General features: G+C 73.7%; 15 protein-coding genes. 11 read left to right on the top strand and 4 right to left on the bottom strand.

Annotated elements, in window-relative coordinates; all coding sequences use genetic code 11:
- Positions 1–2: 2 nt before the first annotated feature.
- Positions 3–719 carry a hypothetical protein gene (locus tag GGE06_RS41695; RefSeq protein WP_116160661.1) on the top strand — a complete coding sequence of 239 codons (717 nt, stop codon included), beginning with the start codon at positions 3–5 and terminating at the stop codon, positions 717–719.
- Positions 720–802: 83 nt separating this feature from the next.
- Here the strand turns inward: GGE06_RS41695 and GGE06_RS41700 are convergent, their stop codons facing one another.
- From GGE06_RS41700 to GGE06_RS41710, 3 genes are all read right to left on the bottom strand, one after another.
- Positions 803–2110: a coenzyme F420-0:L-glutamate ligase gene (locus GGE06_RS41700; protein WP_184933301.1), complete on the bottom strand. Its 1308-nt coding sequence runs from the start codon at positions 2108–2110 to the stop codon at positions 803–805.
- Positions 2111–2202: 92 nt separating this feature from the next.
- Positions 2203–3159, bottom strand: coding sequence for a 2-phospho-L-lactate transferase (cofD, locus tag GGE06_RS41705; RefSeq protein ID WP_116160663.1), 957 nt, complete (start codon positions 3157–3159; stop codon positions 2203–2205).
- Positions 3160–3224: 65 nt separating this feature from the next.
- The gene (locus tag GGE06_RS41710) at positions 3225–3734 is read right to left on the bottom strand and encodes a cysteine dioxygenase (RefSeq protein ID WP_116160664.1); all 510 of its coding nucleotides are present in this window, start codon (positions 3732–3734) and stop codon (positions 3225–3227) included.
- Positions 3735–4434: 700 nt separating this feature from the next.
- Between GGE06_RS41710 and GGE06_RS41715 the strand changes: the two genes are divergently transcribed.
- The 3 genes from GGE06_RS41715 (at position 4435) to GGE06_RS41725 (ending at position 10156) form a co-directional block, all read left to right on the top strand.
- Positions 4435–4698: a WhiB family transcriptional regulator gene (locus GGE06_RS41715; protein WP_015033978.1), complete on the top strand. Its 264-nt coding sequence runs from the start codon at positions 4435–4437 to the stop codon at positions 4696–4698.
- A gap of 263 nt (positions 4699–4961) precedes the next feature.
- Complete coding sequence (locus GGE06_RS41720; protein WP_184933302.1) at positions 4962–8645, top strand: glycosyltransferase family 2 protein; 3684 nt, start codon at positions 4962–4964, stop codon at positions 8643–8645.
- A complete protein-coding gene (locus GGE06_RS41725) occupies positions 8642–10156 on the top strand; it encodes a DUF5719 family protein (protein WP_116160667.1) in 1515 nt (504 codons plus the stop codon). The genes GGE06_RS41720 and GGE06_RS41725 overlap by 4 nt, the downstream gene beginning before the upstream one ends.
- A gap of 94 nt (positions 10157–10250) precedes the next feature.
- On the opposite strand, the gene GGE06_RS41730 is transcribed toward GGE06_RS41725, so the two are convergent.
- Positions 10251–10706 (bottom strand): metallopeptidase family protein, encoded by a 456-nt coding sequence (locus tag GGE06_RS41730; RefSeq protein ID WP_116160668.1) that lies wholly within the window; start codon positions 10704–10706, stop codon positions 10251–10253.
- A 299-nt stretch (positions 10707–11005) separates the two neighbouring features.
- Between GGE06_RS41730 and GGE06_RS41735 the strand changes: the two genes are divergently transcribed.
- From GGE06_RS41735 to GGE06_RS41765, 7 genes are all read left to right on the top strand, one after another.
- Entirely contained in the window at positions 11006–11440 is a 435-nt protein-coding gene (locus GGE06_RS41735) for a DUF3499 domain-containing protein (protein ID WP_116165501.1), read from the top strand.
- A gap of 138 nt (positions 11441–11578) precedes the next feature.
- A complete protein-coding gene (locus GGE06_RS41740; protein ID WP_116160669.1) occupies positions 11579–12946 on the top strand; it encodes a phosphomannomutase/phosphoglucomutase in 1368 nt (455 codons plus the stop codon).
- 89 nt (positions 12947–13035) lie between these two features.
- Positions 13036–13218: a Trm112 family protein gene (locus GGE06_RS41745; RefSeq protein WP_116160670.1), complete on the top strand. Its 183-nt coding sequence runs from the start codon at positions 13036–13038 to the stop codon at positions 13216–13218.
- Positions 13219–13977: 759 nt separating this feature from the next.
- Positions 13978–15126 (top strand): SIS domain-containing protein, encoded by a 1149-nt coding sequence (locus GGE06_RS41750; RefSeq protein WP_116160671.1) that lies wholly within the window; start codon positions 13978–13980, stop codon positions 15124–15126.
- 212 nt (positions 15127–15338) lie between these two features.
- Positions 15339–16490 (top strand): mannose-6-phosphate isomerase, class I, encoded by a 1152-nt coding sequence (gene manA, locus GGE06_RS41755; protein WP_116160672.1) that lies wholly within the window; start codon positions 15339–15341, stop codon positions 16488–16490.
- A 66-nt stretch (positions 16491–16556) separates the two neighbouring features.
- A complete protein-coding gene (locus GGE06_RS41760) occupies positions 16557–17522 on the top strand; it encodes a cation diffusion facilitator family transporter (RefSeq protein ID WP_184933303.1) in 966 nt (321 codons plus the stop codon).
- 403 nt (positions 17523–17925) lie between these two features.
- The coding region (locus tag GGE06_RS41765; RefSeq protein ID WP_184933304.1) for an adenosylhomocysteinase at positions 17926–18683 on the top strand (758 nt) is incomplete at its 3' end.

Raw genomic sequence — 18683 nt, forward strand, 5'->3', positions numbered from 1 at the left:
GCGTGGCCAAGGAAAGAGTCACCGTCTGCCTGCCCCCGTGCGCCCCGGACGACCTGCGTCCCGCGCTGGCGGCCGCGATGGCGCCCTTCGAGTACGACGCGCAGACGGACAGGCCCGACGAGGAGTGGCAGGGGGAGTGGGACTACTGGTACGTGTCCTCGGGCGGCCTGGAGTTCACGGTGCGGAGCGGCCACGAGGACGATCCGCTGATCGTCCGGGACGGCCGGGGCGAGGACTGGCCGCCGCGTCCCCGCGAGCTGTGCGACGGCGGCCCGAAGGGCCTGCTCGACCTGGACACGGGGCGGCGGCACGCCGCCGAGGCGGCGGGCCGGAGGTGGGACACCTGGCGGGCCTTCTCCGCCCTGCACCCGCCGAGCCTGTCCTACTCGTACTTCCGGACGAAGTCGCACGAGGACCCCGGGGCCTACCCCGAGCACCGGGTGCTGGAGGACTTCGCGCGCCAGCCGGTGATCCGCGCGATCCGGGACGACCCGGCCCTCGACGAGCGGTTCGGCTTCGACCCGGTGGGGTGGTTCGGGGAGGACCGCGACGCCTTCGTCAAGCGGGACGTGGACGCGGTCCTGCCCACCATCGCCCTGCTCACCCTCGACGGCCGCTGGCTGTCGGGCGGTTCGCACCCGTACGACGTGTACTTCAACGAGTACGTGGACAGCCTCCCGGACGACACGATCCTCGTCCGGGTGCTGTACCACGGCTGACGGCGAGGCCGCCCCGAAGCGGCCGACCCGACGCCCCGGCCCGACCGGGCGGCTCCCGCCGCCTTCGCCGGCCTCACCCGTCCCTACCTGACCGCGACGAACTCCGAAGCCGTCCGCGCCGGACGTTCCTTCGGCGGCGCCGCGGGGCGGCCGATCGCGACCGCGCCCATCGGGTCCCACCCCTCCGGCAGCCCGAGGACGTCCCGTACGACGTCCCGACAGAACATCGTCGAGGACACCCAGGCCGAGCCGAGCCGCTCACCGGCGAGCGCGACCAGGAAGTTCTGCACGCCGGCGCCGGCCGCCACCACGAACATCTCGCGTTCGGCGGCGTCCCGGCGCGGGTCGCCGTAGTGGTGGGAGCCGTCCATGACGAGGCAGGGCACGGCCAGGTAGGGCGCGTTGCGCAGGACGTCCCCGCGCCGGACCCGCTTGGCGATGGACTCCTCGGACCTGCCGTCGCGCCGCAGGTCCGCGATCCACGCGTCCCGCATCGCGTCGAGGAGCCGCGTCCGCGACCCGGCGGACTCCAGGAGCACGAACCGCCACGGCGTGGTGTGGTGCGGCGCCGGGGCCGTCACGGCGGCGGCGACCGCGCGCCGGACCGCGCCCGGGTCGACGGGATCGTCGGTGAACTCCCGTACGGTACGCCGCAGCGTCACCGCCTCCCGTACGGCCTCCGAGGTCCCCAGCCGGAACATGTCGTCGGCGGCGGAGCGCACGAGCGCCCGCGCGCCCTCCTCGCCGTCGCCGCCCACCACGTGGGGCAGGCCCCGGACGACGGCGACCGGGAGCCCGGCCGCCTTGCCCTTCACCAGGTCGCCGGCGGCGGCGAGTTCGTCGGCGGTGGCGACCACGGTCGCGCTCAGCGGATTGCCGTACGCGTCGGTCCCGCCGCGCAGGTCGTCGAGGACCCGCACGCCGGCCGCGCCGATCGCGACGTCGGTGAGACCGGAACGCCAGGGCCGCCCGAAGGTGTCCGTCACGACGACGCCGACGTCGACGCCGAGCGCCTCGCGCAGCCCCGAACGGATGTGCCGCGCCGAGGCGTCGGGGTCCTCGGGCAGCAACAGCACGGTCCCGGAGGGGGTGTTGGAGGCGTCGACCCCGGCGGCGGCCATGACGAGCCCCTGCCGGTTCTCGACGATACGGAGGGTGCCGCGCCGCGCCACCACCCGTACCGTCTCGGCGTCGATGGCCTCCTCGCGGTCGTCGGCGGCGACGACCCGGCCCTCGGCCTTGCTGACGATCTTGGAGGTGACGATCAGGACGTCCCCGTCGACGAGCTCCGGCGACACGGAGGCGATCAGCTTGGCGAGATCGTCCCCGGCGGCGACCTCGGGCAACCCGGCCAGTGCCCAGACCCGGTACGAGGGGGCGACCCCGGTCACCCCGGCACCGTCAACGGCGGCGGCCGCTTCCGCGCCGCCCGCGCCGACGCCCCCCGTACGCTCCCGGCCGGCGCCGGATCCTCCCGCCCCGCTCACCCCCGCACCACCTCCGCCAGCGCCAGCGCCTCGCGCGCCATCGCCGCCGTCGCGTCCAGGTCCGTCATCATCAGCGGCACCGCGCGGCACGCGATGCCCGCCGCCTCGACCTCCGCGACCGCGCCCGCGTCCACGGTGTCCACGAGCCAGCCGCCGACGAGTTCGGCGCCGTAGTGCAGGGCGACCGCCGCCGCCGTGGACTCCACGCCCACGGCCGCGAGCACCTTGTCGGCCATGCCGCGCACGGGCGCGTCGCCGACGATGGGGGAGAGGCCCACGACCGGAGCCCCGGCCGCGACGACCGCCTCACGGATCCCCGGCACCGCCAGGATCGTCCCGACGCTCACCACCGGGTTGGACGGCGGGAAGAGGATGACGTCCGCCTCGGCGATCGCCTCCAGCACGCCGGGCGCGGGCTTCGCGGCCTCCGCGCCGACCGGCACGACCGCCTTCGCGTCGACGGAGGCGCGCAGCTTCACCCAGTACTCCTGGAAGTGCACCGCGCGCTGCTCGCCCTCCACCTCGATCGCCACGTGCGTCTCGACGCGGTCGTCGGACATGGGGAGGAGCCGGACGCCGGGCTGCCAGCGGGCGCACAGCGCCTCGGTGACGGCGCTCAGCGGGTAGCCCGCGCCGAGCATCTGCGTACGGACGATGTGGGTGGCGAAGTCGCGGTCGCCGAGGCCGAACCACTCGGGTCCGACCCCGTACGCCGCGAGCTCCTCCTTGACGGCGAAGGACTCGTCCGTACGTCCCCAGCCCTGCTCCTCGTTGATGCCACCGCCGAGGGTGTACATCACCGTGTCCAGGTCGGGGCAGACCTTCAGCCCGAAGAGATGGATGTCGTCACCGGTGTTGCCGATGACCGTGATCTCCGCGTCCGGCGCGGCCTGCTTGAGGCCGCGAAGGAAACGGGCACCACCGATGCCGCCGGCCAGAACCACAATGCGCATGCAGACAGTCTGTCAGCCGGAGGCTGATCGCATGAGGGGTGGTGGTCGGGAGACGGGCGGGCCTGTCAGGCGGACAGGACCTCCGGGGCGGCCGGGGCGCACTGGCCCTGGAGGAACTCGTGCATCGGCATCTCGGTCAGACCCGGGAAGTAGACGTGCAGGCTGACGGCCGGTTCGAGGGAGTCGTTGACGACCTCGTGGACGTACCCGGGCGCGAACACCCGCTGCGCGCCGCCGTCGAGCGTCCGCACTCCCCGCTCGGTGCGCTCCGTGAGCTCGCCCTGCAGGACGGTCAGGACGCCGGAGGAGACGCCGTGGTCGTGGAGCCCGCTGCCCTGTCCGGGCACCCAGGAGAGCAGCCAGACCTCGTAGCCGGGGCCGGTGCGCAGGCGGTGGTACCAGCGGGTGGTGGCGTCGTACTCGACGTACGGGGCCCACTGGGAGCGGTCGTCGGCGATGGAGCGCGCGAGGCCGGCGAACTCGGCCACGGTGACGGGGTGGGCGCGCTCGGGCTGGAGGAGGTGCGGGACCTCGAGGATGTCGCCGGCGATCTGAAGGTCGCTGTCCATGTTCATGGGTGGGGAGGTTCCTCAGCAGAAACAGAAGCGGTGGGGGGTCACGGAAGAGAGGTGACACGGGTGACGCGGGTGACGCTGGGGGAAGGAGCCGGAGCCCTGCGGCACCGACGGCCGAAGCTCTGCGGCTTCGGCGGCTGGAGCGCTACGGCATCAACAGCTGGGACAGCAACAGCAACAGCGCGCTTGGACAGCGCGGCGGAACCCACGGCTGTGGGTCGCGGAGGGCGCTGTGGTCGCTGGCATGGCATCCAAGGTGGCCGGAGGGGCACCCGACTGTCAACTCAATGCCCGATTTGGGGGTAATGTTTCACCTCATCCGGTTACTGTGCCCGGAGAAAGGTTTGTTCAGGCGCGGACCAGGAGAGATGGCGCATCGACCGCACCCTTAAACATCCCGGGGGCGTGATCGGACTGTGATCCGGATCGCTTCCGTGGCCGGATCGCAACAAGATCCAAGTCCTCGACGTCCTCCTCCGTGCGGGCGGCGCGACGCGGTCGGGCCGGCGGCATGTGTCACGTTTTTTGGTGATTTGAACACTTTCCGCATAGGCTTGGTTCCGCAGAGTGAATACGGGGCCCAATAGCAGATCTCGGCTTGACTCGCACAGAGCACGAACTTGTAATTTCACTCGTGTTGTTCGGCCGGGTTTCGCCCCGGCAACATCACGGGGACGCACAGAACAGACGAGGGGCGCACATGACCGAGTTGTTCCAGGAACTGCTGGTCGAGGACGCGGACGAGGAACTCGGCTGGCAGGAGCGCGCACTGTGCGCCCAGACCGATCCCGAGTCCTTCTTCCCCGAGAAGGGCGGCTCGACCCGCGAGGCCAAGAAGGTCTGCCTCGCGTGCGAGGTCCGCTCCGAGTGCCTCGAATACGCCCTGCAGAACGACGAACGGTTCGGCATCTGGGGCGGCCTCTCCGAGCGCGAGCGACGCCGGCTGAAGAAGGCCGCCGTCTGAGCGGCACCCGGCCCCGGACCGTGTCCGGGCCCGCGACCACCCCGAACGGTCCGCCCCCTGTGCACAGGCCACAGGCGGCGGACCGTTCTGCGTTTCCGGGCCCCGAACCTCCGCACCGGACCGTCCGCGGGCAGGTGCACGCTTCCGCACGGTCTGTCCACAGGGCGGCGGACCGCCCCGCGTGCAGCCGTTAGTGTGGGCCTCCGTCCGAGACGCTCCCCACGCCCCCCGCGGGCGACCCCGGCCGGAGGGCCCGTAGCTCGATGTCCTCAACTCCTGAGTTTCCGCGACACGTCGTCACCGCCGTGCTCGTCACCCACGACGGCGCCCGCTGGCTGCCCGACGCGCTCGCCGGGCTGCTCGCCCAGGAGCGCCCCGTGCAGAACGTGGTGGCGGCCGACACCGGCAGCGCCGACGACTCGGCGCAGCTCGTCGCCGACGCCATCGGCGCCGACCGCGTCCTGCACCTCGCGCGCCGCACCGGCTTCGGCGCCGCCGTCGAGGAGGCCGCGCGCACCGCGCCGCTGCTCGGACCCGAGGAACTGCCCTACCTGAAGCGCCCCAGCGGCTGGGACCCCGTCAGCCGGACCTGGAACGACGACGCGTACGACCTCCCCGAACTCCCGCACGGCGAACCGGTCCAGTGGCTCTGGCTCCTCCACGACGACTGCGCCCCCGCGCCCGGCGCCCTCGCCGAACTCCTGCGCGTCGCCGAGTCCGACGCGGACGCCGCCGTCATCGGCCCCAAGCTGCGCGGCTGGTACGACAGGAAGCAGCTCCTCGAAGCCGGCGTCAGCATCGCCCGCAGCGGCCGCCGCTGGACCGGCCTCGACCGCCGCGAGCAGGACCAGGGCCAGCACGACCAGGTCCGCTCCGTCCTCTCCGTCTCCACCGCCGGCATGCTCATCCGCCGCGACGTCTTCGAGGAGCTCGGCGGCTTCGACCGGCGCCTGCCCCTCATGCGCGACGACGTCGACCTGTGCTGGCGCGCGCACTCCGCGGGCCACCACGTCCTCATCGCCCCCGAGGCCGTCCTGCGGCACGCCGAGGCCTCCGCCCGCGAGCGCCGCACCGTCGACTGCGCCGGACGCACCGCCGCCAACCCGCACCGCGTCGACAAGGCCGGCGCCGTCCACACCCTCCTCGCCAACACCCGGGGCCGCGCCCTGCCGTACATCCTCGTACGGCTCGTCCTCAGCACCCTGGTCCGCACCCTCGCCTACCTCGTCGGCAAGGCCCCGGTGCAGGCCGTCGACGAGGTCATGGGCCTCCTCGCGACCCTGCTGCGCCCCGAGAAGATCCTCGCCGCCCGCAAGCGCCGCAGGAACCGGACCGTCCCCAACAGCGAGTTCCGGTCCCTCTTCCCGGCGCCCGGCGCCACCCTCCGCGCCACCGTCGAGCAGATCGCCTCCCACTTCGGCGGCGACGAGGCCGACGCCGGCGGCTCCCGCCACGGTGTCGTCGAGTCCGGACCCGGCGGCGACGACGCCGACTACCTGGAGATCGAGCAGTTCGCCCGGCTCAAGAAGATCGCCCGCAAACCCGGACCGGTCCTCTTCGCCCTGCTCCTCCTGGTCTCCCTGGTCGCCTGCCGCAACCTCTTCGCCGGCGGCTCCCTGGCCGGCGGCGCCCTGCTGCCCGCCCCCGACACCGTCTCCGAGCTCTGGTCGCGGTACGCCGACTCCTGGCACGCCCTCGGCACCGGCGGCACCCAGACCGCCCCGCCCTACCTCGCCGTCCTGGCCGCGCTCTCCGCGCTGTTCCTCGGCTCCACCTCCACCGCGCTGACCCTGCTGCTCGTCTGCTCGGTCCCGCTCGCCGGCTTCACCGCGTACTTCGCCGCCCGCGGCATCGTCGAGTCCCGGCTGCTGCGCGCCTGGGGCGCCATCGCGTACGCCTTCCTGCCCGCCGCCACCGGGGCCCTCGCCGCCGGCCGGCTCGGCACCGCCGTCCTCGCGATCCTGCTCCCGCTGATCGCCCGCGCCGCCGTCGCCGCCCACGGCTTCAACCGGCCCGACCGGGGCAGCTGGCGCGCCACCTGGGCGTACGCCTTCCTGCTCACCTTCGCGACGGCGTTCACCCCGGTCGTCTGGCCGCTCGCCGTCCTCCTCGGCCTCGGCGTGCTCGTCGCGAACCGCTCCGACCTCACCGCGTACGGACTGCGCTTCCTGGCCGCCGTCGGCACCCCGGTGCTCGTCCTCGCGCCCTGGTCGCTCAGCCTCCTCACCGACCCCGGCGCCTTCCTGCGCGAGGCCGGCGTCGACGTCCGTACGGGCACGGCCACCGCGCTCGACCTGCTCGGCACCAGCCCCGGCGGCCCCGGCACCACCGGCGGCCTGCTCCTGCTCGGCCTCGTCCTCGCCGGCCTGGCCGGCCTCCTCCGCGAGGAGCGGCAGCTCGCCGTCCGCGCCGCCTGGGCCGCCGCCCTCGCCGGACTCCTCTTCGCGGTCCTCTCCAACGGCGCCGGCGGCACCGGCTGGGCCGGACCCGCCACCCTCGTGTACGGCGCCGCCCTCATCGCCGCCGGCATGATCGGCGCCGAGGGCGGCCGTACCCGCGTCGCCGCCCACGGCTTCGGCTGGCGCCAGCCCGTCGCCGCCCTCATCGCCCTCGCCTGCGCCGTCGGCCCCGCCGTCGCCGCCGCCGGCTGGATGATCGGCGGAGCCGACGGCCCGCTGACCCGCCGCGACCCGGTGCAGGTCCCGGCGTTCGTCGCCGAGGAGAGCGGCACCCGCGACCAGCCCCGCACCCTCGTCCTCGGCGGCAGCACGCCCGGCGAGGTCGCCTACACCCTGGTCCGCGGCTCCGGCGCCCGCCTCGGCGACGCCGAACTCACCGAGGCCGCCGAGGCCGACCCCCGTCTCGACGCGGTCGTCGCCCACCTCGTCGCCGGCTCCGGCGCCGACCAGACGCAGGAGCTCAGCGGCTACGCGATCCGCTACGTCCTCGTACGGGACGGAGCACCGCGCCAGATGGGCCGCGTCCTCGACTCCACGCCCGGCCTCAGCCGCCTCAGCCAGCTCGACGGCAGCGCGCTCTGGCGCGTCGACCGCGAGATCGCCCGCGTCATGATCGTCCCGCCCGCGTCCAAGGACGCGACGAAGGACGCGGCCGCGGAGGAGACCGCCAAGACGGTCGCCGTCGCCGCCGGGCCCGTCGAGGCGCACACGCAGATCCCGGCCGGACCCGCGGGCCGCGTCCTGCGCCTCGCCGACCGCGCCGACGAGGGCTGGACCGCCACCCTCGACGGCAGGGAACTGACCAGGACCACCGTCGACGACTGGGCCCAGGGCTTCGAACTCCCCACCGGGGGCGGCCGCCTCGACCTCACGTACGACGAGCCGATCGGGCACACCGCCTGGATCTGGGCCCAGGCCGGCCTGGCCCTCGTCCTGCTCGTCCTCGCCCTGCCCGGGCGGCGCCGCGAGATCGACGACGACCTCCCCGAGGAGGAGCTCGCGATCCCCGCCCAGGCCACCGAGGGCGACGGCCGCCGCGCCCGCCGCCTGCGCGCCGCCGCGGAGGCCTCCGCGGCGGCCGAGGCGACGGAGACCTTCGGGAACGCCGAGAACGCCGAGTTCCCGGAGTCCACGGAGCACGCAGCGGCCCCGATCCCGGAGCAGCAGTCCTACGAGCCCCGCGACCAGGAACAGGACTGGGACGGCGGCTACGACCCGGCCTACGCCCAGGCCCCCGCACCGCAGGAGCAGCCGCAGACCCAGCAGTACGCCGACCAGGGCTACTACCAGGACTACGCGGCCGACCCGTACCAGCAGCAGCCGTACGCGTACCCCCAGCAGGGCTACGAGCAGCAGGGGTACGAGCAGCAGGGCTACGACCAGCCCCAGCAGTACGACCAGCAGCAGTACGACCCGTACGGCTACGGCTACGGATACCCCCAGGGCCACGAGACCGAGCAGCGTCCCGACGGGAGCAGCAACCAGTGAAGCGCACGACCCTCTCCCTGATCGCGGGCGCCACGGCCCTCGCCGCCGTCACCGGCTTCGCGGCCCTCACCGCCCCGGACGGCGCCGCCGCCCCCGAGGCGGGGGCCACCACCCGGCTGCCGGTGGAGCGCGCGGGCCTGGTCTGCCCGGCCCCCAGCACGTCGGAGGTGGCCGAGACGCAGTACACCTCGTACACCCCGACGGGCACGGCCGCGGGCAAGGCCGCCGGCAGGACCGAGCAGCCCACGGCCCTGCTGCGGACCGCCGCGAACGCGGCGCCCGCGGACGGCACCGCCAAGAAGCCCAAGCCCGCCAAGGCGCCGGCCACCGTCACCGCCCCCGGCAAGCCCGTCACCGCCGAGGCGGACGGCGGCTCCGTGCCCGCCGTCACCGGCGCCGCGACCGGCACCCTCGCCCCCGGCTGGACCGTCCAGCAGACCACCGTCGTCCCGGCGGGCGGCGCGCGCGGCCTCCTCGGCCTCTCCTGCGGCGCCCCCGACACCGACTTCTGGTTCCCGGCCGCCTCCACCGGCAAGGACCGCCAGGACTACGTCCACCTCACCAACCCGGACGACACGGCCGCCGTCGCCGACATCGAGCTGTACGGCCCCGAGGGCGTCCTCAAGTCCCAGTTCACCGAGGGCATCCCGGTCCCCGCCCACTCCACCGTCCCGGTACTGCTCTCGACCCTCACGAGCCAGCCCGCGCAGCGGGACGTCACCGTCCACGTCACCACCCGCAGCGGACGCGTCGGCGCCGCCCTCGCCGCGGCCGACGACAAGCTCGGCAGCGACTGGATCTCCCCGGCCGCCGACCCGGCGAGCACCGCGGTGCTCCCGGGCATCCCGGCCGACGCCACCGCCGTGCGGCTCGTGGCCCTCGCCCCCGGTGAGGAGGACGCCGACCTCAAGGTCCAGCTGGTCACCGCGAGCGGCACGATCGTCCCGGCGGGCGGCGGCTCGCTCCACGTGAAGTCCGGGATGACGGCCGCGGCCGACCTGCCGGACCTCACCCGGGGCGCGGTGGGCTCCCTGCTGCTCACCCCGAGCGACCCGAAGAAGCCGACCCCGGTCGTGGCGGCGCTCGAAGTCGTGCGCGGCAAGGGCGAGAACACCGAGATCGCTTTCGTCCCGGCGGTCGCCGCCGTCTCCGCCCGCGCGACGGTCGCCGACAACCGGGCCAAGGGCACGACGCTCTCCCTGACCGCCCCGGGCGCCGACGCCCAGGTCAAGGTCACCGCCTCGGCCGGTTCCGAGGGGGGTACGCCGGTGTCGAAGACCGTCACGGTCAAGGCGGGCACGACGACCGTCCTGACCGACCTCGTCCCCGGCGGCCTCAAGGGCTCCTACGCACTGACCGTCGAACCGCTCTCCGGCGGCAAGGTCTACGCGTCCCGGACACTGGCCCTCCCGGAGGACGGCACCCCGATGTTCACGATCCAGACGTTCGTGGACGACCGGGGCACGGTAGAGGTCCCGACGGCCCACCAGGACCTGGGCGTACTGGACTGAGCCGTGCGTCACGGACGGCGCCCCTCGCCGGGCCCGGGCTCCCGCCCCTGAACCCGCACCGCACCCGGGGCGCGGTCACGGACCCGGCGGGGCCTCAGTCCTGCCCGTACCGAGGATCGACGGACTCCGGCGAGAGCCCGAGCAGCTCGGCGACCTGCTCCACCACGACCTCGTGGACCAGCAGCGCCCGCTCGTCCCGGCTCTTCGACCGGATCTCCACCGGCCGCCGATAGACGACCACCCGAGCCGGCTCCCCCTTCTCGGCCGGCACCGCGCCCCCCAGCGGCACCGTCTCGCCCGGCACCGGCGGCGGCACCTCCATCACCAGGAAGTCGACGTCCGCCAGCTGCGGCCAGCGCCGTTCGAGGCGCTCCACCGAGTCGAGGACGAGATCGCGGAAGGTGTCGGCCCGGCTCGCGGAGAGCGGCACCTGAGGCGGCGCGACCGGTCCCCGCATCCCGCGGCCGTGCCGGTCACGGCGGCGGACACGGGGCTCGGCCGGGGGCTCCGCGGGACGGTGCGAGGGGCTCGGCGGCACAGGACTGTCCATCACTGACGCAGCGTAACCCCCATCCGTCCCACAGGACCGTGGCGTATCCACGCCGACTTCCCGGCGTGGCAGGCGCTCCCGCCCCGCCCTCTGTCGAATTCTGAACATTCCGGCCGGACCGACGCCCGATTCGACAGCCCGTGGCGATCGGCCATCTGGCCCTGGTTGACCGGATTTGTATCCCAAGGTGTCCGGATAGCTCCCCACCCCCACCCCCTTGCACCCCCTCCCTCGCAGGTCAGAGCGGCCACCACTCGAACGGGGGTGGCGGACGTCACACCGCGACACGGTGGAGTGACCTGAGGGAGAGTCGTCGCGGCCCGCTCAAGAGTGCGGTACCGTCCAACGTCGTGAGCCCTGTACGTCGCTGTTCGCGCACCGCGTGCGGCCGCCCTGCCGTCGCGACACTGACGTACGTCTATGCCGACTCGACTGCGGTCCTCGGCCCGCTCGCCACCTACGCCGAGCCCCACTGCTACGACCTGTGCGCCGAGCACAGCGAGCGCCTCACCGCGCCCCGCGGCTGGGAGGTGGTGCGGCTCTCCGACGGATCCGCCCCCGCCCGCCCCAGCGGCGACGACCTCGAAGCGCTGGCCAACGCGGTCCGGGAGGCGGCCCGCCCCCACGAGCGCGCGGCCGAGGCCGGCGGCAAGGGCGGCGGAGGCCGTGGCGGCGACCCCATGGAGGTCGGGCGCCGCGGACACCTCAGGGTGCTCCGTTCCCCCGACAACTGACGGACGACCGACGCGACGACGGACGACAACGGACGACAACCGGCCACCGTCCGCGTCCCCCCGACTCCGCTCCGGGTAGTTTTGGCGTTCCGTACACGCGCCGCACACGCGTGTCAGAGCACTCAGGAGGGTGGATCCGTGACTGCCGATCTGTCGCAGATCGTGAAGGCGTACGACATCCGCGGAGTCGTACCCGACCAGTGGGACGAGACGCTCGCCGAGCTCTTCGGCGCCGCCTTCGTACGGGTGACGGACGCGGACGCGATCGTCATCGGCCACGACATGCGCCCCTCCTCGCCCGGCCTCGCGGCCGCCTTCGCGCGCGGCGCGGCCCGCCTCGGCGCCGACGTCACCCTGATCGGGCTCTGCTCCACGGACCAGCTGTACTTCGCCTCCGGCAGCCTCGGCCTGCCGGGCGCCATGTTCACGGCCTCGCACAACCCGGCCCAGTACAACGGCATCAAGATGTGCCGCGCCGGCGCCGCCCCCGTGGGCCAGGACACCGGCCTGGCGGACATCCGCGCCCTCGCCGAGGAGTGGCAGGAGAAGGGCGCCCCGGAGCCGGCGGCGAAGCAGGGCACGATCACCGAGCGCGACACCCTCGCCGCCTACGCTGCCCACCTCAAGTCCCTGGTGGACCTCACCGCGATCCGCCCCCTGAAGGTGGTCGTGGACGCGGGCAACGGCATGGGCGGCCACACGGTCCCCACCGTCTTCGAGGGCCTGCCCCTGGACACCGTCCCGATGTACTTCGAACTGGACGGCACCTTCCCGAACCACGAGGCCAACCCGCTCGACCCGAAGAACCTCGTGGACCTCCAGGCCCGCGTCCGGGCCGAGGGCGCCGACCTCGGCCTCGCCTTCGACGGGGACGCCGACCGCTGCTTCGTCGTCGACGAGCGCGGCGAGCCGGTCTCGCCGTCCGCGATCACGGCCCTCGTCGCCGCGCGCGAGCTCGCCAAGAACCCCGGCGGAACGATCATCCACAACCTGATCACCTCCTGGTCGGTGCCGGAGGTCGTCCGCGAGCAGGGCGGCGAGCCGGTCCGCACCCGCGTCGGCCACTCCTTCATCAAGGAGGAGATGGCGAAGACGGGAGCGATCTTCGGCGGCGAGCACTCGGCGCACTACTACTTCAAGGAGTTCTGGAACGCGGACACGGGCATGCTCGCCGCGCTCCACGTCCTCGCGGCCCTCGGCGGCCAGGACGGCACCCTGTCGGACCTGGTCTCGGCCTACGACCGGTACGCCGCCTCGGGCGAGATCAACTCGAAGGTCGAGGACCAGACGGCGAGCACGGCGAAGGTCCGGGCGACGTACGAAGGCCAGGAAGGCATCGGCTTCGACACCCTCGACGGCCTCACGGTCACGGCAGCGGACTGGTGGTTCAACCTCCGCGCCTCCAACACGGAGCCGCTGCTCCGCCTCAACGTCGAGGCCCGCGACGAGGCCACCATGGCCAAGATCCGCGACGAGGTCCTCGCCCTGGTGCGGGCGACCGACTGACCCCGCCGTACCGCCGGGGAACGGGGGCGTGCCCCGTTCCCCGGCGGTAGGCTGACCTGGCCCGATCCGTCCGTCCGAAGGGACACCCCATGCCGCTCGAAGCCGGCCTCCTGGAGATCCTGGCCTGCCCGGCCTGCCACGCTCCGCTGAACGACCGCACGGCGGACGAGACCCCCGAGCTGACCTGCACGAGCCCCGACTGCGGCCTGTCCTACCCGGTCCGCGACGGCATCCCGGTCCTCCTGGTAGACGAGGCCCGCAAGCCGGCGTAAGCCCAGGGGGAGGCCCCGCCGCCCCAGCCACCGGCCCGAACCCGACGAACCGGCCGTGCCTTGCACGACGAATCGCGTGGACCAGGCCGAGAACGGTGTGACCTGCATCGTGAACGGTGTGGACCACGTCGCGAACGGTGTGGACCAGGCTGGGAACGGTGCGACCCGCACCGGCGCGTGTGGACCAGGCCGCGAACCGTGTGGCCCGCACCCGGCGGGTGTGGACTGCGCCCCGCGCGTGTGGCCCAAGCCCGACCCGTTCGGGCCGTGCCTCGCCAATGCGGCTCACGCCCCGCGTGTGGGCTGTGCCCGGCTCGCGTGGTTCACGCCTCGCGTGTCGTGCGGGCTGCGGCCTACTGGTCCGGCTCAGGCCCTGCGCGTGCGGGCTGCGGCCCGCCGGTCCGGCTCAGGCCCTGCGCTTGTGGGCGACGCCCCACTCGTGCGGCTCACGCCCCGCACGTGCGGGCTGCGCCCGCCGGGACGGCACCCGCTGCCGTGTGGGCAATCGTCCCGCAGGGCAAGGGGGTCCCCCTGCTCGAGCGAAGCCGAGAGCTTGGGGGAGGGTGGGCACACGGGACGGTGCCCCTTGCCGGGCCCAGGCTCCCGCGCCCGGACCCGCACCGTGACAGGAGCGGTACGGGCTGGCCCCGCCTTCCGGGAAGGCCCCGCCGGCCGCACCACCAGGCCCCGCACCAACCCAAGCAGCGCCCCGCACGGGACCCCGCACGGGACCCCGCCCCGCACAGGGAGGCACCGCACATGCTCGACGAGACCCTCCTCGACGCCCCGGACGACCTCGCCCTGGTCGACCGCCGCGGCCTCCTCCGCGGCGCCGCCGAGGCCGGCGCCCGGGTACGGACCGCCGCACGGCACGCCGCAGAGGCCGGCATCGCGGACCTCCGCCCGGAGGGCCGCCCGCGCGCAGTCCTGGTCGCGGGCCCCGGCACCGCCGCCGCGGGCGTCGCGGACCTGATCGGCGCGCTCGCCGGCGCCGCCGCCCCCGTCGTACGGCTCCAGCCGACCGGCGTGGCCCCCGCGGCGGGAGCCCTGCGCTGGGCCCTGCCCGGCTGGGCGGGTTCGGTGGACCTGCTGCTGCTCCCGACGACCGACGGCACGGAACCGGGCCTGGCACTCCTCGCCGAGCAGGCGTACCGCCGCGGGATCACGGTCGTCGCGGTCGCCCCGAAGGCCTCCCCGCTGGCCGAGACGGTGAACGGCTCGCACGGCCTGTTCGTCCCGATGGCGATCGCCCCGAACGAGGTGCCCGACGAGTACGCCGAGAGCATCGCGGCCAGCCCGGGCGCCCTCTGGGCGCTGTTCACCCCGCTGCTCGCGCTCCTGGACCGCGTGGGTCTCATCGAGGCGCCGCCGGAGGCGCTGGAGAAGGTCGCCGACCGGCTCGACCGTACGGCGGAACGCTGCGGCCCGGCGATCGCCACGTACAGCAATCCGGCGAAGACGCTCGCCGCCGAACTCGCGGACTCACTGCCGCTGATCTGGACCGAGGGCAACGCCGCGGGCCCGGCGGGCCGCCGTTTCGCCGCCGTCCTCGCCGAACTGGCAGGCCTGCCCGCGCTCGCCGCGGAACTCCCGGAGGCGCTCCCGGCGCACGGGGTGCTCCTCGCGGGCGACTACGCGGCGGGCGCGGACCCGGACGACTTCTTCCGCGACCGCGTGGACGAACAGCAGGCGCTCCGCGCGCGCGTGGTCCTGCTCCGCGACCGCCCGGCGGAGGGCCTGACCGCGGCCCCGGCGGCCCGCGAACTGGCCCTCGGCCACGAGACCGCGATCAGCGAGCTGGAACCGGAGGAGGGCGGCGACCTGGAGACCCTCGCCGAACTGCTCGCGGTGACGGACTTCGCAGCGGTCTACCTGTCCCTGGCCACCCCGGCGCGCACCCCGCACTAGAGCGCACACGAAGCGCGCCCAAGCGCACCCCCGGCACCCCTCAGCCGCACCCGCACAGCGCCGGCCCGACACCCACCGGCACAAGCCCCACCGAGGTTGACGCAGGGCCACCACCAAGACCCCGCACCGTCACCCACCCGTCACCCGCCCCCTGTCACCTGTCTCCCGACACCCGCACGATCCGTCACCACCCCGAGGAGCTGGCAGGCACCATGGACCGCCTCGTCAACACCGTCCGCCCCTACGCCTGGGGATCCACGACGGCCATCCCGGAACTGCTCGGGACCGCCCCCACGGGCGAGCCCCAGGCCGAGATGTGGATGGGCGCCCACCCCGGCGCCCCCTCCCGCACCGGGCGCGGCGCGCTGAACGAGCTCATCGCCGCCGACCCCGTACGCGAACTGGGGGAGCGGGCCGTCGAGAAGTTCGGGCCGCGGCTCCCGTTCCTCCTGAAGCTGCTCGCCGCGGGCGCCCCGCTCTCCCTCCAGGTCCACCCCGACCTGGCCCAGGCGCAGGCCGGTCACGCCGCCGAGGAGGCCGCCGGCATCCCGGTGGACGCCCCGCACCGCACGTACAAGGACGCCAACCACAAGCCCGAGCTGATCTGCGCGCTCACCCCCTTCGACGGCCTGTGCGGCTTCCGCAACCCCGTCGAGGCCGCCGACCTGATCGCCGCGCTGGGCGTCGACTCCCTCAAGCCGTACGTGGACCTCCTCCACGCCCATCCCGAAGAGGCCGCGCTCCGCGAGGTCCTGACGGCCCTGCTCACCGCCGACCGCGAGGAGATGGCGCACACCGTCGCCGAGGCCCACGCCGCCGCCGACCGCCTCGGCGGCGACCACGCCCCGTACGCGACCCTGGCCCACCACTACCCGAGCGACCCCGGCGTGATCGCCGCCATGCTCCTCAACCGCGTCCGGCTCCAGCCCGGCGAGGCCCTCTACCTCGGCGCGGGCGTCCCGCACGCCTACCTCGACGGCCTCGGCGTCGAGGTCATGGCCAACTCGGACAACGTGCTGCGCTGCGGCCTCACGCCCAAGCACGTCGACGTCCCCGAACTCCTGCGCGTCGTCCGCTTCGAGCCGAACGACCCGAGCGTCCTGCGCCCCGAGGCCTCCCCCTCCGGCGAGGAGGTGTACGAGACCCCGATCGACGAGTTCCGCCTCTCCCGGTTCGTCCGCGCGGAGGGCGCCGCCCCGAACGACCTCACCGCCGCGACCCCCCAGATCCTGCTCGCCGTCGCGGGCCGGACACGGGCCGGCGAGGTCACCCTCGGCCCCGGGGAGTCCGTCTTCGTACCGGCGGGCGAGGCCACCGAACTGACGGGGGCGGGGACGGTCTTCCGGGCCACCGTCGTGGCCTGATGCGACAATGACCGGCCGAACCGCGGCGACCGAGCCGGAGCATCGACGAAGGGACCACGTACACCCATGAGCGCGTCAGGCGGAACCAAGGCGATCGTGGCGGCACTCGCCGCCAACCTCGCGATCGCCGTAGCCAAGTTCGTGGCGTTCCTCTTCAGCGGTTCGTCGTCGATGCTCGCCGAGGCCGTCCACTCGCTGGCCGACTCCGGGAACCAGGGCCTGCTGCTCCTCGGCGGCAAGAAGGCCCAGCGCGAGGCCACCCCGCAGCACCCCTTCGGCTACGGCCGCGAGCGCTACATCTACGCCTTCCTCGTCTCCATCGTGCTCTTCTCCGTCGGTGGCATGTTCGCCATCTACGAGGGCTACGAGAAGATCAAGCACCCGCACCCCATCGAGGCCTGGTACTGGCCGGTCGGCGTCCTGGTCTTCGCGATCATCGCCGAGGGCTTCTCCTTCCGGACCGCCATCAAGGAGTCGAACGAGCTCCGCGGCAACCAGTCCTGGAGGCAGTTCGTCCGCCGCGCGAAGGCCCCGGAGCTGCCGGTCGTCCTCCTGGAGGACTTCGGCGCGCTGATCGGTCTCGTCCTCGCCCTCGGCGGCGTCGGCCTGGCGCTGGCCACCGACGACGGCGTCTGGGACGGCATCGGCACCGTCTGCATCGGTGTCCTCCTCGTCCTCATCGCGCTCGTCCTCGCCGCCGAGACCAAGTCGCTGCTCCTCGGCGAGGCCGCCGGCACCGAAGAGGTCAAGAAGATCGAGGAGGCCGTCGTCGACGGCGAGACCGTCACCCGCCTCATCCACATGCGCACGCTCCACCTCGGCCCCGAGGAGCTCCTCGTCGCCGCCAAGATCGCCGTCCAGCACGACGACACGGCCACCGAGGTCGCGAACGCCATCAACGCCGCCGAGGAGCGCATCCGCGCCGCCGTCCCGATCGCCCGGGTCATCTACCTGGAGCCCGACATCTACAGCGAGGCGGCGGCCTCGGCGGGCAACAACCCGGCCAAGACCCCGGGCGGCCCCGGCCACTGACACACGGCCGGACACACCGCACCACCTCAGGCCCCCGGGACGACACGACCCGGGGGCCTCGCACATCCGCCCGCCGGCTGCCCGGCTACCCGCACGCCCTACGCCCGCACGTCTGTACGGGCAGGCGGCAACGGGCGCGAGAAACCCCGGTCCTCGGGGCACCGAAGCCCCGCCCGGCCCTGATGCGGACTGTGGCCGCCCGCACTGATCGGTGTAGATTCGTGACCAGCCAGACGTCGCTGCTGATGGCGGTCGGGCGGTCCGCGGACCGGCCGAGGGAGAGAGGGCCTCCGACGACGGCACCGAGGAAGCACCCGGGCATTCGTATGTCCAGGGGGCTTTTCCGTGGTGCCAGGCGCCTCAACCGACCCTCGCACTCGCACACACGAGGAGCAGCCCAGTCATGACGACTGCCGCCCACCAGGACTTCAAGGTCGCCGACCTCTCCCTGGCCACCTTCGGCCGCAAGGAGATCACCCTCGCCGAGCACGAGATGCCCGGCCTGATGTCGATCCGCCGCGAGTACGCGGAGACGCAGCCGCTGGCCGGCGCCCGGATCACCGGCTCGCTGCACATGACGGTGCAGACCGCCGTCCTCATCGAGACCCTGGTCGCCCTCGGCGCCGAGGTCCGCTGGGCCTCCTGCAACATCTTCTCCACCCAGGACCACGCCGCCGCGGCCATCGCCGTCGGCCCGAACGGCACCCCGGAGAACCCGCAGGGCGTCCCGGTCTTCGCCTGGAAGGGCGAGACGCTGGAGGAGTACTGGTGGTGCACGGAGCAGGCGCTGACCTGGCCGAACACCCCCACCGGCGGCCCGAACATGATCCTGGACGACGGCGGTGACGCCACCCTCCTCGTCCACAAGGGCGTCGAGTTCGAGAAGGCCGGCTCGGCCCCGGACCCGGCCACCGCGGACAGCGAGGAGTACGGCTACATCCTCCGCCTCCTCAACCGCACCCTCGCCGAGTCCCCGCAGAAGTGGACGCAGCTCGCGTCCGAGATCCGCGGCGTGACCGAGGAGACCACCACCGGTGTCCACCGTCTCTACGAGATGATGCAGGCTGGCACCCTGCTCTTCCCGGCGATCAACGTGAACGACGCCGTGACGAAGTCGAAGTTCGACAACAAGTACGGCTGCCGCCACTCGCTGATCGACGG

Source organism: Streptomyces nymphaeiformis (assembly GCF_014203895.1).
Classification (GTDB): Bacteria; Actinomycetota; Actinomycetes; order Streptomycetales; family Streptomycetaceae; genus Streptomyces; species Streptomyces nymphaeiformis.

What these genes read in the sequence shown, in the direction of transcription:
- cofD (WP_116160663.1), bottom strand. Translation starts at nt 3,159, where the DNA reads ATGCGCATTGTGGTTCTGGCCGGCGGCATCGGTGGTGCCCGTTTCCTT.
- GGE06_RS41710 (WP_116160664.1), bottom strand. Translation starts at nt 3,734, where the DNA reads ATGAACATGGACAGCGACCTTCAGATCGCCGGCGACATCCTCGAGGTC.
- GGE06_RS41715 (WP_015033978.1), top strand. Translation starts at nt 4,435, where the DNA reads ATGACCGAGTTGTTCCAGGAACTGCTGGTCGAGGACGCGGACGAGGAA.
- GGE06_RS41720 (WP_184933302.1), top strand. Translation starts at nt 4,962, where the DNA reads ATGTCCTCAACTCCTGAGTTTCCGCGACACGTCGTCACCGCCGTGCTC.
- GGE06_RS41730 (WP_116160668.1), bottom strand. Translation starts at nt 10,706, where the DNA reads ATGGACAGTCCTGTGCCGCCGAGCCCCTCGCACCGTCCCGCGGAGCCC.
- GGE06_RS41745 (WP_116160670.1), top strand. Translation starts at nt 13,036, where the DNA reads ATGCCGCTCGAAGCCGGCCTCCTGGAGATCCTGGCCTGCCCGGCCTGC.
- GGE06_RS41750 (WP_116160671.1), top strand. Translation starts at nt 13,978, where the DNA reads ATGCTCGACGAGACCCTCCTCGACGCCCCGGACGACCTCGCCCTGGTC.
- manA (WP_116160672.1), top strand. Translation starts at nt 15,339, where the DNA reads ATGGACCGCCTCGTCAACACCGTCCGCCCCTACGCCTGGGGATCCACG.
- GGE06_RS41760 (WP_184933303.1), top strand. Translation starts at nt 16,557, where the DNA reads ATGAGCGCGTCAGGCGGAACCAAGGCGATCGTGGCGGCACTCGCCGCC.